Raw genomic sequence first — 13174 nt, forward strand, 5'->3', positions numbered from 1 at the left:
AGTTCCACCACGCCCTCCCCGGCCGATCCCGGCCTGCCGCCGCTTGACCTTGGCGTGGTATCGTCGGCTTAAGTGATTCGGGATCGCGCATGACTGAAACGGCCGATGATCTGAGCGCCCCGCTCGGACAGGAGAAGCCGCGCCGGAAACGGCGGTTGCGGCTGCCGTTCACTGCCATGCAGGCGCTGGCCGTCCTGCTCGGCCTGTTCCTGGTCGCCTTTGCCGGCTTCGCCATCTTCAACAAGGACCCGCTCGGCGGCGAACCAATGGTGCGGATTGCGATCCGCGACCCCAAGACCGCTGAAGAGAAGCCCTCCGCAGAGCCGGCCGCCGCCGGACATGGCCAAGAGAGCAAGCACGAGACCAGGGAGGCACCGAAGCCGGCTGCTTCGGGCGAGAACAAGACCGTCACCATGATCGACGGCTCCACCGGCGCGCGCCATGACGTGGTGATCGGCGGCGGCGACGCCGCCGACAAGGGCGAGGCAGCCTCCGCAGCGCCAGCCGTCATGGCCGGGATCGACCCCAAATTGCTGGAGAAATCGCGCTACGGCATGATCCCGGTGGTTGCCGAGGGGCTAAAGCCGTTCAACGTCTATGCGGCGGATGCCGACCGCGCCAAGGCCGCGAAAATGCCGGTGGTCGCAATCGTGATCGGCGGCCTCGGCGTCGGCGCGGCCAAGACCACCGACGCGATCATGAAGCTGCCGCCGGCGGTGACGCTGGCCTTCACGCCCTATGGCTCCGATCCCGGCAAGCTCGCCGAACGGGCCCGCGCCCAGCGCCACGAGATCTTCCTGCAGATCCCGATGGAGCCCTACGACTTCCCCGACAACGATCCGGGGCCGCAGACGCTGCTGACCTCGCTGACCGCCGACCAGAACACCGACCGCCTGTACTGGCACCTGAGCCGGATGCAAGGCTATGCCGGCATCACCAATTTCATGGGCGCCCGCTTCGTGGCGACCGAGGCGGCGATGCAGCCGATCATCCGCGAGGCATCCAAGCGCGGGCTCGGCTTCTTCGACGACGGCTCCTCGCCCCGCAGCATCGCGCCCCAGGCCGCGGCGAGCCTGGCAGTTCCGTTCGGCAAGGGTGACATCGCCATCGACGCGGTGCCGACCCCGAACGAGATCGACCGCGCCCTGAACAAGCTCGAATCGGTGGCGCGCGAGCGCGGCGTCGCCGTCGGCACCGCCTCCGCCCTCCCCGTCTCCATCGACAGGGTCGGCACCTGGATCAAGACATTGAGCGACCGGGGTATCCTTTTGGTGCCATTGACAACCGCGATGCTGAAATCAAAATCCAGCTAAATCAACGGATTGGTGTGGCGCGGGTCCCGCGGGGCCAATTGAGCCGTGCCGAAAGCACGCGAGAGGTTTGGCGGAATGGCGCGCTATGAGGATCTGCCCTACCGAACCTGCGTCGGTGTGATGCTGATCAACCCAAAGGGACTGGTATTCATCGGACGCCGCGCCGGCGGCATCGAGCATGTCGACGACAGTCATGTCTGGCAGATGCCGCAGGGCGGCGTCGATCCCGGCGAGGACACCTGGGAGGCCGCCAAGCGCGAGCTCTACGAGGAAACCAGCGTGCGCTCGGTCGAACGGCTCGGCGAAGTGCCGGACTGGCTGATCTACGACATTCCGCGCACGGTCGCAGGCCGCGCCTGGAAGGGACGCTATCGCGGCCAGCGCCAGAAATGGTTCGCGGTGCGCTTCACCGGCAAGGACAGCGAGATCAACGTCGAAAACCCCGGCGGCGGCCACAAGGCCGAGTTCGTGGGCTGGCGCTGGGAGCCGATGAAGAACCTGACCGGGTTGATCATTCCCTTCAAACGCCCGGTCTATGAGCGCGTGGTGAAGGAATTTGCCGCGCTCGCGGACGAATAATTTGCATCGTCATTCCGGGGCGTGCAAAGCACGAACCCAAGATGACGATCAAAGAAGTGACCGCATGTCCAACGACAACAAGCCCTACCGTCCCAATGTCGGGATCGCGCTGTTCAACGCCGATGGCCGTGTCCTGATCGGCCACCGCTTCAAGGGCGACGGACCCGAGATCGTCCTGCCGGGCCTCGACTGGCAGATGCCGCAAGGCGGCGTCGACGAGGGCGAGAACCTGCGCGATGCAGCGATGCGCGAGCTCTGGGAAGAGACCAGTGTCCGCAGCGCAGACTATCTCGGCGAGACCGATTGGTTCACTTACGAATTCCCGCCCTATGACGGACCACAGACGCACCGGCTGGCGAAATTCCGCGGCCAGCGCCAGAAATGGTTCGCGCTGCGCTTCACCGGCCGTGACGACGAGATCGACCCGCTGACGCCGCGCAACGGACAGCCCGCGGAGTTCGATGCGTGGCGCTGGGAACATCTCGAACGCGTCGCTGATCTCGTGGTGCCGTTTCGGCGCGATGTCTATCGCGGCGTGGCGCTTCAATTCGCGCGGTTCGCGACCAAAACTTGAAATGTCGAAAACAACCCCATGCACAGTAGCAGGCCAGCGCCGGCGTGATGCGCGGTGGTCTCTGCGAAGTCACTGAGACGTCGGGCAAAATCAGCCACGACGCGCCGGGTCCGCGCTAATTGGTCGGCCCCACCGTAAACGGACCGATCGCGATGACGTGGCAGTCGCTGTCGTGCTTGACGCAGTCGGCGAGCGCAGCGTTGACCGCCGTCTGCTCGTCCGCGGCTTTCAGGCCAAGGCCGGGGCGGCCTGCGGTGCCGACGGCAACAGCATTCCAGCCCATACCATCGCCGAGTTTGCGTACCACCTCGTCGCGGGCATCGGCCACGATCGAGGAATTGCTCACGGCATGGAAGAAGCCGTTGATCTTGAGCAAGGTCGGGATCGGCACGACGAAATTTTCGTCGACCGCCACGATCATACAGGCCACGCCGGCGATCGCGCCGCAGGATTCCAGCGAGCGCCGCGTCGATTCGTCGACGGATGACGATCCAAACACCATGAAATATTGTCCGCCCGGACCGAGCGCGACCGAACGCGATTTCGCGGCCGGCACATACATGTTCTCGATGCGAACCTTGGCGGGGTCGCGCAGCATCGGAAAGTCCTTCGACACGAAGGGACGCTCGGTCATGGTGTCGTGCCGAACCCATGGCTGCGGCGGCATTGGCGGCTTGCCTTGCGTGTAGACGACATTGTTGCCGACCGCATAGAGTTCGCAGCGCCGCGGCGACTGCGCGGCATCCGCGCGCTTCTGGCACTGGTCCAGCGCCGCATTGCGCGCGGCTTCCTCGTTCGGCTGATTGAGCGCGGAGCCGGTGAAGCCGCCGATGTTCAGGGCAAACGCCTTGTAATCGCCGGCGGCGGAATATTCGTTGCTGAGATAGGCGCGCAGGCGCTCGCCGATAAACGGCACCGCGTCCACGGAGAATTTGCCGCCTGAGGCGGAAGGCGGCGACGGCATCGGCGTCGGTGTAGCGGCAGCCGCTGCACTTTGTGTCGGCGTCGGCATGGGCATCGGCGCCTTCGCGGCCGACGTGGGCATTGGGCTGGGCGTTACCGTAGCCGTTGGACTCGGTGACGTTGCGGCCGCGGAGGAAGTTTCCTTGGTGGTTTCGAGCTTGGTGAAATACAGGAAGCCGCCGACGCCAATGGCGACGACGGAGACGATTCCGACCACCAGCGGCCACATCCAGTTCGGCGCGGGTGCTGCCTTTGCCACCTTCTTCACCTGCGGCGTGGCATAGGTGCCGTCCTCACGCCGCATCGCCACCATGTAGGCGTGCACCGGCGTCGGGATGTTCTTGACCTCCTGCGCGCCGATGTCGGCGAACTGCACCGACAGCTTGTTGGCGACCTGTTCATGCACGGCGCGGGAGACGCAGATGCCGCCGACCTCGGCGAGGCCTTCCAGCCGTGCCGCGATGTTGACGCCGTCGCCCAGGAGATCGCCGTCGCGCTCGACCACGTCGCCGATGGTGATGCCGATGCGGAACGACATCTGCCGGCTTGGCGGGTAAGCCATGTTGCGGGTCCGCAGGGATTCCTGGATGTCGATCGCGCAACGCACCGCGTCGACCGCGCTCGGAAATTCCGCGAGCACGGCATCGCCGGCGGTATTGAAGATGCGTCCGCTCGCCTTGGCGATGAAATCGTCAACGACCGAGCGATAGGAGGCCAGGCGCCGCAGCGTCTCCTCCTCGTCTTCCGCGACCAGCCTTGAGTAACCGGCAATATCGGCTGCGAAAATCGCTGCGATCTTGCGTTTCATCTGCGACCGGCCCCCGGAACAAAATTCCGGGTGAGAATGCCGCTATCGGCGGCGCGCTGCAACAAAGTTTCAGCGCCCGTCACGGCGGTGACGAGCGCTGAACTTATTCAGGAATCTCTTGTCCGAGCCCCGGAGCGGTGCCCCGGGGCTTAATGCATAGCTGTGCTATTGAGCTGCTGCTGGATGCTCTTGAAGTGATCCAGCCGCTCGATGGCTCGATCGAGCTCGCCGCCTTCGTGCTCCTTGAGGTTTTCTTCCATCTCAGAGATGGTCTCGGCGAACTGCGCGCGGTCGAGCTCGGCGAGCGAGGTCGCGACGTCGGCGAGCACGGTCAGGCCCTTCTCGGAGACTTCGGCGAGGCCGCCGAGCACGATGATCTTCTCGTGCTTGCCGCCGGCGGTGAGGGTGAGGATGCCCGGGCGGATCGCAGCCACGACCGGCGCATGACCCGCCAGCACGCCGAAATCACCCTCGACGCCGGGAATGTCGACCTGGTCGACCTCGCCCGAGAATGCGAGCTTTTCCGGCGAGACGAGATCGAAGTGGAAGGTGGCCATGGAGAACGCCTTGCGAATGGTGAGTAGCGAACGGGCGAGTGGCGAGTAGCGAATGGCGAATAGATTCTACTCGCCACTCCCTATTCGCTATTCGCCAGCTTAGGCGGCTTCCGCCGCCAGCTTCTTGCCCTTCTCGACCGCCTCTTCGATGGTGCCGACCATGTAGAAGGCGGCTTCCGGCAGGTGGTCATACTTGCCTTCGCAGAGACCGCGGAAGCCCTTGATGGTGTCCGCGAGGTCGACGAACTTGCCGGGCGAGCCGGTGAAGATTTCGGCGACGTGGAACGGCTGCGACAGGAAGCGCTCGATCTTGCGGGCGCGGGCCACCGTCAGCTTGTCCTCTTCCGAAAGCTCGTCCATGCCGAGAATGGCGATGATGTCCTGGAGCGACTTGTAGCGCTGGAGCACCTGCTGGACCTGGCGCGCGGTGTCGTAGTGCTCCTGGCCGACGACGAGCGGCGAGAGCATGCGCGAGGTCGAGTCGAGCGGGTCCACCGCCGGGTAGATGCCCTTTTCCGAGATCGCGCGGTTCAACACCGTGGTGGCGTCCAAATGCGCGAACGAGGTCGCGGGCGCCGGGTCGGTCAAGTCGTCGGCCGGAACGTAGATGGCCTGCACTGAGGTGATCGAGCCCTTCTGCGTGGTGGTGATGCGCTCCTGGAGCGCGCCCATGTCGGTGGCGAGCGTCGGCTGATAACCCACGGCGCTCGGAATACGGCCGAGCAGCGCCGACACTTCCGAACCGGCTTGCGTGAAGCGGAAGATGTTGTCGACGAAGAACAGCACGTCCTGGCCCTGGTCGCGGAAGTGCTCGGCGACGGTCAGACCGGTGAGGCCGACGCGGGCGCGGGCGCCGGGCGGCTCGTTCATCTGGCCGAATACCAGCGCGCACTTCGACTTCACGCTCGGATCCGGATTGTGCGGATCGGCGTTGACCTTGGACTCGATGAACTCGTGGTAGAGGTCGTTGCCCTCGCGGGTACGCTCGCCGACGCCGGCGAACACCGAGTAACCGCCGTGCGCCTTGGCGACGTTGTTGATCAGCTCCTGAATCAGCACGGTCTTGCCGACGCCGGCGCCGCCGAACAGGCCGATCTTGCCACCCTTCGCATACGGAGCAAGAAGATCGACGACCTTGATGCCGGTGACGAGAATTTCAGCTTCGGTCGACTGGTCGGTGTAGGACGGCGCTTCCTGGTGGATGGCGCGCTTGCCTTCGGACTGGATCGGGCCGGCTTCGTCGATCGGTTCGCCGATGACGTTCATGATGCGGCCGAGCGTGCCAGCACCCACCGGAACCGCGATCGGCTGGCCGGTGTCGGTCACTTCCTGGCCGCGCACCAGACCTTCGGTCACGTCCATCGCGATCGTGCGCACGGTGGACTCACCGAGATGCTGGGCGACTTCCAGCACGAGGCGGATGTTGCCGTTCTTGGTTTCCAGCGAATTGAGAATGGCCGGCAAGTGGCCCTCGAACTGCACGTCGACGACTGCGCCCATGACCTGGGTGACGCGACCGATCTGGTTAGCTGCTGTGGCCATGAATTGCTCTCCTTCGGAATTCTGTACTTGAACGACCGTCGTTTGGTTCGTGCGTCAGACCGCCTCGGCGCCGGAGATGATCTCGATCAGCTCCTTGGTGATCTGGGCTTGACGGGTTCGGTTATAGATCTGGGTTTGCTTGCGGATCATTTCGCCGGCATTGCGGGTGGCGTTGTCCATCGAGCTCATCTGCGCGCCATAGAACGAGGCATTGTTTTCCAGCAGCGCGCGGAAGATCTGCACCGCGATGTTACGCGGCAGCAGGCCGGAGAGGAGCTCGTCCTCCTCCGGCTCATATTCGTAGGACGTCGACGGCGCGTTCGCCGCCTTTTCTTCCACGACCAGCGGAATGATCTGCTGCGCGGTCGGGATCTGGGCGATCACCGACTTGAACTGCGAATAGAACAGCGTGCAGACGTCGAACTCGCCGGCATCGAAGCGCGCCAGCACTTTTTTGGCAATGTCTTCGGCATTGACGAAGGCGAGCTGGCGAACGCTGCGCAGGTCGAGGTGCTCGACGATCTGCTTGTCGAACAGGCGGCGGAGCTGCTCGTAGCCCTTGCGGCCGACGCAGAAGAATTTCACTTCCTTGCCCTGGGCCATCAGCGCCTGCGCGCGCTCGCGGGCGAGACGCACGATCGAGGAGTTGAAGGCGCCGGACAGGCCGCGCTCGCCGGTGCAGACGAGCAGCAGGTGAACCTGGTCCTTGCCGGTGCCGGCCAGCAGCGCCGGCGCACCGGGCGAGCCCGCGGCGGCGCCGGCGATATTGGAGATCACCGCGCTCATCTTGTCGGCATAGGGCCGCGCCGCCTCGGCCGCGATCTGCGCGCGGCGCAATCTGGACGCCGCGACCATCTGCATGGCCTTGGTGATCTTCTGCGTCGCCTTGGTCGAGGCGATGCGGACGCGCATGTCTTTAAGTGAAGCCATTCTTCGTTCACCCCGGCGGTTCGACCGTTACGATCGAGCCGCTAGCCTATCCCAGTCGTCATGCCCGGGCTTGTCCCGGGCATCCACGTCGTCGTCTCCCACGCGGTGAGGCGCGGATGGCCGGGACCGCAAAGACGCGCTTTGCGCTTTCGTCCGGCCGTGACGGCCTTCTTATGCAAAGCCGGTCTTCTTAAGCAAAGCTCTTGGCGTAGCCTTCGACCACCGACTTCAGCTTGGCGGCGGTGTCGTCGGAGAGATCGCGGCTGTCGCGGATCGCGTTGAGGATCTCGACGTTCTTGCCACGCAGCAGCGACAACAGGCCGTCCTCGAACGCACGCACCTTGTTGACCGGGAGCGGATCGAGATAGCCGTTGGTGCCGGCCCAGATCACGCAAACCTGCTCTTCCATCTTCAACGGCGCGAACTGCGGCTGCTTCAGGAGCTCGGTGAGGCGCGAACCGCGATTGAGCAGGCGCTGGGTCGAGGCGTCGAGGTCGGAGCCGAACTGCGCGAACGCCGCCATTTCGCGGTATTGCGCGAGCTCGCCCTTGATCTTGCCGGCGACCTTCTTGGTGGCCTTGGTCTGCGCCGAGGAGCCGACACGCGACACCGACAGACCGACGTTCACAGCGGGGCGAATGCCCTGGAAGAACAGGTCGGTTTCCAGGAATATCTGGCCGTCGGTGATCGAGATGACGTTGGTCGGAATGTAGGCCGACACGTCGTTGGCCTGGGTTTCGATGACCGGCAGCGCCGTCAGCGAGCCGGAGCCCTGGTCCTTGTTCAGCTTCGCCGCACGCTCGAGCAGGCGGGAGTGCAGATAGAACACGTCGCCCGGATAGGCTTCGCGGCCCGGCGGGCGGCGCAGCAGCAGCGACATCTGGCGGTAGGCGACGGCCTGCTTGGATAGATCGTCATAGATGATGACGGCGTGCATGCCGTTGTCGCGGAAGTACTCGCCCATGGTGCAGCCGGTGAAGGGCGCGATGTACTGCATCGGCGCCGGATCGGACGCGGTGGCGGCGACGATGATCGAATATTCCAGCGCACCCTGCTCTTCCAGCACCTTCACGAACTGGGCGACGGTCGAACGCTTCTGGCCGATCGCGACGTAGACGCAATACAGCTTGATGTTCTCGTCCGGCTGCGCGTTCAGCGGCTTCTGATTGAGGATGGTGTCGAGCGCGATCGCAGTCTTGCCGGTCTGGCGGTCGCCGATGATCAGCTCGCGCTGGCCGCGGCCGATCGGGATCAGGGCGTCGATCGCCTTGAGGCCGGTCGCCATCGGCTCGCTCACCGACTTGCGCGGAATGATGCCGGGCGCCTTGACGTCGACGCGCATGCGCTTGTCGGCCTGGATCGGACCCTTGCCGTCGATCGGGTTGCCGAGCGCGTCGACGACGCGGCCGAGCAGGCCCTTGCCGACCGGCGCATCCACGATGGCGCGGGTGCGCTTGACGGTCTGGCCTTCCTTGATCTCGCGGTCGGCACCGAAAATAACGATACCAACGTTGTCAGTCTCGAGGTTCAGCGCCATGCCGCGGGTGCCGTTCTCGAACTCGACCATTTCACCGGCCTGGACGTTGTCCAGACCGTAGACGCGAGCGATACCGTCACCGACGGACAGCACCTGTCCGACTTCGGAGACTTCAGCTTCCTGGCCGAAATTCTTGATCTGGTCCTTCAGGATCGCGGAAATTTCCGCGGCGCGGATGTCCATCAGCCTGCCTCTTTCATCGCGTGCTTGATCGAATTGAGTTTGGTGCGAAGCGAACTATCGATCATGCGGCTGCCAAGCTTGACCACGAGGCCACCGATGATCGAGGGATCGACCTTCACGTTGAGCGCGACGTCCTTGCCGGTCACCGACTTCAGGGCAACCTTGAGGGCATCGAGATTCTTGTCCGAAAGCGCCTCTGCCACAGTGATGTCCGCGGTCGCCTCGCCCTTGAACCTGGCGACGAGGGCGCGGTAGTCGCGGATGACGTCAGCCACCGCGAACAGGCGGCGGTTGGCGGTCAGGACTTTCAGGAAATTGGCGGAGATGCCGGCGATGCCGGCCTTGTCCAGAACGGCCGAGAGGGCCCTGGACTGGGTCTCGGCCGCGAACACCGGGCTGCGGACGAGGCGCTTCAGATCGGCGCTTTCGTTCAAGAGGCCCTCGAACCGGCCGAGGTCGGCGTTGACCTCGTCGACCACTTTCTGGTCGCGGGCCAGCTCGAACAAGGCCGTTGCATAACGACCGGACACACCGGAAACGGAGGTATTTTCTGCAGCCACAGACGCGCTCTTTTAGCTGTCAAATTCGCAAGGGGAAAACCGTCGCCACGAAGCGGCGCCTAGCGATCCAAGCCCTTGGAATTCAAGCGGGACTTCGATTTCCGACCGGCACAGGAAGTGCCGGGCTCGTTAAAATCGCGGCTTTGCTAACATAGCAGGCGCGCACGTGCAACATGACGGCAACTTAAAGGCTCGGCTGTTTCTCGCCAGTTCGTCGCACGCCGCGATATCCGAACACTGACCTGCCACGTCACGGAATTGCCGCGAGCATTGCTGCGGCGACCGGCCCATTGGTTCCTGCCCTCAGCGCATAGCGGCCATGAACACAGCTCGCTGAGCCGTGAGTTTGCCCTCGTCCGCTTCACCCGCCGAATACTTACCCAATTCTAAACGCCTCGAGAAACGACTTCGTTTTACAGTATTCGCAAGTAATATGTTAGTTAACAAACCGTTAAAGTGAAAGAATACGGAACATCGCCCGAATATCGGCACGAGTAACAAGATATTTCAGCAGCACTCATAGCGGAACTACTGCCCAATTCACGCCTCATTGCGCAACGAAACGCGATCCCGCTCACAAACTGATGAGGGCTCCACTGGCCACATATGTGGCAATACTAGCTTAGGGACCACTAAATGCTGTCTTTGAAGACGCTGGGCTCTGTGACCCGGCCGCGTACGGCGATCGCTTTCGTTGCCGCAACTCTCCTCGTCGGCGGAACTGCCACCGAAGCTTCCGCCAAATCCAGGCATCACCGCTACCATCACCACCAGGCCCAGAACGATTCCAACACCAACCCGGACTGGCGCAATGCCAATGCGTCCATTGCGTCAATGGCGCCGTCGTCGGGTTCGGGCCACAGCTTCTCCGGCATGGCCTCCTTTTACGGCAACGAGTCCGGCAGCCGGACCGCGTCGGGCCAGCGCTTCAACCAGAACGCCATGACCGCGGCGCACCGTTCGCTGCCGTTCGGCACCAAGCTCCGCGTCACCCATGGCGGCCAGAGCGTCATCGTCACCATCAATGACCGTGGCCCGTTCGTGCGCGGCCGCGTGCTCGACCTCTCCACGGGCGCTGCCCGCGCCATCGGCCTCACCGGTGCCGGCGTCGGCCGCGTCACCGCCGAGGTCGTTTCCTAACGGCGCACGACCCGCCTCGCCTCACAAGCGCAGTTCTCGTCATCGTCCACATGGACGTGTGAGCGGCGGGGATTGGCGCGGGGTGAAGCGAGCCCGCCGTCTTGGGGGACGGCGGGCTTTTTGTTTGCTCCGTCATTCCGGGGCGCGCCACTTGGCGCGAGCTATGATGCGCAATTGCGCATCTGAGAATCCATCGGGCGGCAGAGTCTGCGGTGAAATGGATTCCGGGCTCGCGCTGTCGCGCGCCCTGGAATGACGGCGGAACTACAAAAAGCTCTGCGGATCGACGTCGACCTCGAGCTTTTGATTGCCCTTCGGCTTCGGGCAAACGGTGAGCCAATTGCGCAAATAGTCGGACAGATCAAAACCGCGCGCCGATTTCACCAGGATGCGGAAGCGGTAGCGCCCCTTGATCACGGCGAGCGGCGCTTCGGCCGGGCCCAGCACCACCACGCGCTCGTCGCGCGGCGCGAGTGCAACGAGCCTGCGGCCAAAGCCTTCCGCGCTCGGACGGTCGCCTGCGGAGATGATCAGGCTCGCGAGCCGCCCGAACGGCGGATAGAGCGTGCGCTCGCGCAGGTCGATCTCGCTGTCGTAGAAGGCCTCGCGGTCGCATGCGATCAGCGCCTTCATCACGGGATGGTCGGGCTGGTGGGTCTGGAGATAGCCGACGCCACGGCCCTGCTCGCGCCCGGCGCGGCCGATCACCTGGTTGAGCAATTGCCAGGTGCGCTCGGACGCGCGCGGATCACCATTGCTCAAGCCCAGATCCGCATCGACCACGCCGACGAGATTGAGCCGCGGAAAATTGTGCCCCTTTGCGACGAGCTGCGTGCCGATGATGATGTCGACGCGGCCTTCGGCAATATCGTTCAGCTCCGAGCGCATCGTCTCGATCGAGGTGATGAGATCGCTCGACAGCACCATGGTGCGCGCTTCCGGAAACAGCGCAGCCGCCTCCTCCTGCAAGCGCTCGACCCCGGGGCCGACCGCGACCAGCGATTCCTCGGCCGCGCAATGCGGGCAAATCTGCGGGCGCGGCATCGAGAAGCCGCAATGATGACAGACCAGGCGCTGGCGGAAGCGGTGATCGACCAGCCAGGCATCGCAGATGGTGCAGGCAAAGCGATGGCCGCAGGCGCGGCACAGGGTCAGCGGCGCATAGCCGCGACGATTGAGGAACAATAGCGCCTGCTCGCGCCGCTCGATTGCGCTTCTGATCTCGCCTGCCAGGCGCGGCGAGATGAAGCGGCCGCGCGCGGGCGGCTCGCGGCGCATGTCGATCGCCTCGATATGCGGCATGTGCTGGCCGCCGAAGCGCGACGGCAGCGCGATGCGCTGATAGCGGTTCTTGCGCGCATTGACCTCGGACTCGACCGATGGCGTTGCGGAGGCCAGCACGACCGGAATCTTTGCGATATGTGCGCGCACCACCGCCATGTCGCGGGCGTGATAATGCACGCCGTCGTCCTGCTTGTAGGCCTGGTCGTGCTCTTCATCGACGACGATCAGCCCGAGATTGGCGTAAGGCAGAAACAGCGCCGAGCGCGCGCCGACCACGACCGGCGCGCTCCCTTCGGAGATCGCCGCCCAATTGCGTGCGCGGGTGCGCGGCGTCAGCTCCGAATGCCACTCCAGCGGCCGCACACCGAAGCGCTGCGCGAAGCGGTCGAGGAACTGGCCGGTCAGCGCGATCTCCGGCATCAGGATCAGCGACTGCTTGCCGCGGCGGATGGCTTCTGCAATCGCCTCGAAATAGACCTCGGTCTTGCCCGAACCGGTGACGCCGTCGAGCAGCGCGACGTGGAACGTGCCGTTGGCCGCGAGCGCGCGCATCGTATCGACCGCGGCGCGCTGGAGCGGCGTGAAATCCGGCCGGCCAAAATCCGGATCGGGTGCCAGAGGCGGCGGAGGCGGCGGCAACGGCTCGACCGTGAGCGTGCCTTCGTCGACCAGGCCGTCGATCACGCCGGCCGAGACACCGGCCGCCTTGGCGGCCTCGGATTTGCCGTGCAGCAGCCGGTCCGACAGCAGCTCGATCACCCGCTGCCGCGCCGGCGTCAGCCGCTTCGGCGGATCACCGACCAGACGCACCCCGGCGCGCACTCGCTCCGGCCCGAGGGTTTCGCCCATCCGCAGGCACATGCGCAGCACCATGCCGCGCGGGCTCAGCGTGTAATTGGCGACCCAGTCGACCACCGAACGCAGCTCGGGCTTCAAGGGCGGGAGGTCGAGCTTCTCGCTGACATCCTTGAGACGGTTATGCAGGCGCGGATCGGGATTGGCATTTTCCGCCCAGACCACGGCGAGCACCTCGCGCGGGCCGAGCGGCACGCCGACGAGATCGCCCGCCTTCAATTCCATGCCGCGCGGCACCTTGTAGGAATAGGTCTGGTCGAGCGCGACCGGCACCAGCACGTCGACCATGCGGGTCGCGTTTGGAGAGACGGTGCTGCTGCGCGGCGAATGATCCATGAATTATCTTGGA

11 protein-coding genes are annotated in these 13174 nt (G+C 64.5%); 4 read left to right on the plus strand and 7 right to left on the minus strand.

From position 1 onward, the window contains the following. Positions 1-89 precede the first annotated feature (89 nt). The 3 genes from ABIB73_RS33680 (at position 90) to ABIB73_RS33690 (ending at position 2466) form a co-directional block, all read left to right on the plus strand. Positions 90-1313: a divergent polysaccharide deacetylase family protein gene (locus ABIB73_RS33680; protein WP_354231281.1), complete on the plus strand. Its 1224-nt coding sequence runs from the start codon at positions 90-92 to the stop codon at positions 1311-1313. Positions 1314-1388: 75 nt separating this feature from the next. Continuing rightward, complete coding sequence (locus ABIB73_RS33685) at positions 1389-1892, plus strand: RNA pyrophosphohydrolase (protein ID WP_354231283.1); 504 nt, start codon at positions 1389-1391, stop codon at positions 1890-1892. A 64-nt stretch (positions 1893-1956) separates the two neighbouring features. Continuing rightward, positions 1957-2466 carry an RNA pyrophosphohydrolase gene (locus tag ABIB73_RS33690; RefSeq protein WP_354231285.1) on the plus strand — a complete coding sequence of 170 codons (510 nt, stop codon included), beginning with the start codon at positions 1957-1959 and terminating at the stop codon, positions 2464-2466. Between the two features lie 115 nt (positions 2467-2581). Here the strand turns inward: ABIB73_RS33690 and ABIB73_RS33695 are convergent, their stop codons facing one another. The 6 genes from ABIB73_RS33695 to ABIB73_RS33720 all read right to left on the minus strand — a co-directional run bounded on the left by ABIB73_RS33695 (position 2582) and on the right by ABIB73_RS33720 (position 9546). Then, positions 2582-4237 (minus strand): adenylate/guanylate cyclase domain-containing protein, encoded by a 1656-nt coding sequence (locus tag ABIB73_RS33695; protein ID WP_354231287.1) that lies wholly within the window; start codon positions 4235-4237, stop codon positions 2582-2584. A 149-nt stretch (positions 4238-4386) separates the two neighbouring features. Then, positions 4387-4794, minus strand: a complete 408-nt coding sequence (locus tag ABIB73_RS33700) for a F0F1 ATP synthase subunit epsilon (protein ID WP_354231289.1) — start codon at positions 4792-4794, stop codon at positions 4387-4389. A 99-nt stretch (positions 4795-4893) separates the two neighbouring features. Next, positions 4894-6336 (minus strand): F0F1 ATP synthase subunit beta, encoded by a 1443-nt coding sequence (gene atpD, locus ABIB73_RS33705; RefSeq protein WP_354231291.1) that lies wholly within the window; start codon positions 6334-6336, stop codon positions 4894-4896. Between the two features lie 54 nt (positions 6337-6390). Then, the gene (locus tag ABIB73_RS33710) at positions 6391-7266 is read right to left on the minus strand and encodes a F0F1 ATP synthase subunit gamma (RefSeq protein WP_354231293.1); all 876 of its coding nucleotides are present in this window, start codon (positions 7264-7266) and stop codon (positions 6391-6393) included. A gap of 190 nt (positions 7267-7456) precedes the next feature. Further along, positions 7457-8986: a F0F1 ATP synthase subunit alpha gene (gene atpA, locus ABIB73_RS33715; RefSeq protein ID WP_354231294.1), complete on the minus strand. Its 1530-nt coding sequence runs from the start codon at positions 8984-8986 to the stop codon at positions 7457-7459. Continuing rightward, entirely contained in the window at positions 8986-9546 is a 561-nt protein-coding gene (locus tag ABIB73_RS33720; RefSeq protein WP_354231296.1) for a F0F1 ATP synthase subunit delta, read from the minus strand. The genes atpA and ABIB73_RS33720 overlap by 1 nt, the downstream gene beginning before the upstream one ends. Before the next feature lie 636 nt (positions 9547-10182). Here ABIB73_RS33720 and ABIB73_RS33725 point away from each other — a divergent pair. Next, the gene (locus ABIB73_RS33725; RefSeq protein ID WP_354231298.1) at positions 10183-10686 is read left to right on the plus strand and encodes a septal ring lytic transglycosylase RlpA family protein; all 504 of its coding nucleotides are present in this window, start codon (positions 10183-10185) and stop codon (positions 10684-10686) included. Positions 10687-10950: 264 nt separating this feature from the next. Here the strand turns inward: ABIB73_RS33725 and ABIB73_RS33730 are convergent, their stop codons facing one another. Next, entirely contained in the window at positions 10951-13161 is a 2211-nt protein-coding gene (locus tag ABIB73_RS33730) for a primosomal protein N' (RefSeq protein ID WP_354231300.1), read from the minus strand. Between the last annotated feature and the right edge of the window lie 13 nt (positions 13162-13174).

It is taken from the genome of Bradyrhizobium sp. F1.4.3 (genome assembly GCF_040548375.1).
Classification (GTDB): Bacteria; Pseudomonadota; Alphaproteobacteria; order Rhizobiales; family Xanthobacteraceae; genus Bradyrhizobium.

Coding starts and splice junctions, on each gene's coding strand:
- ABIB73_RS33680 (WP_354231281.1), top strand. CDS start 90: ATGACTGAAACGGCCGATGATCTGAGCGCCCCGCTCGGACAGGAGAAG.
- ABIB73_RS33685 (WP_354231283.1), top strand. CDS start 1,389: ATGGCGCGCTATGAGGATCTGCCCTACCGAACCTGCGTCGGTGTGATG.
- ABIB73_RS33690 (WP_354231285.1), top strand. CDS start 1,957: ATGTCCAACGACAACAAGCCCTACCGTCCCAATGTCGGGATCGCGCTG.
- ABIB73_RS33695 (WP_354231287.1), bottom strand. CDS start 4,237: ATGAAACGCAAGATCGCAGCGATTTTCGCAGCCGATATTGCCGGTTAC.
- ABIB73_RS33700 (WP_354231289.1), bottom strand. CDS start 4,794: ATGGCCACCTTCCACTTCGATCTCGTCTCGCCGGAAAAGCTCGCATTC.
- atpD (WP_354231291.1), bottom strand. CDS start 6,336: ATGGCCACAGCAGCTAACCAGATCGGTCGCGTCACCCAGGTCATGGGC.
- ABIB73_RS33710 (WP_354231293.1), bottom strand. CDS start 7,266: ATGGCTTCACTTAAAGACATGCGCGTCCGCATCGCCTCGACCAAGGCG.
- atpA (WP_354231294.1), bottom strand. CDS start 8,986: ATGGACATCCGCGCCGCGGAAATTTCCGCGATCCTGAAGGACCAGATC.
- ABIB73_RS33725 (WP_354231298.1), top strand. CDS start 10,183: ATGCTGTCTTTGAAGACGCTGGGCTCTGTGACCCGGCCGCGTACGGCG.
- ABIB73_RS33730 (WP_354231300.1), bottom strand. CDS start 13,161: ATGGATCATTCGCCGCGCAGCAGCACCGTCTCTCCAAACGCGACCCGC.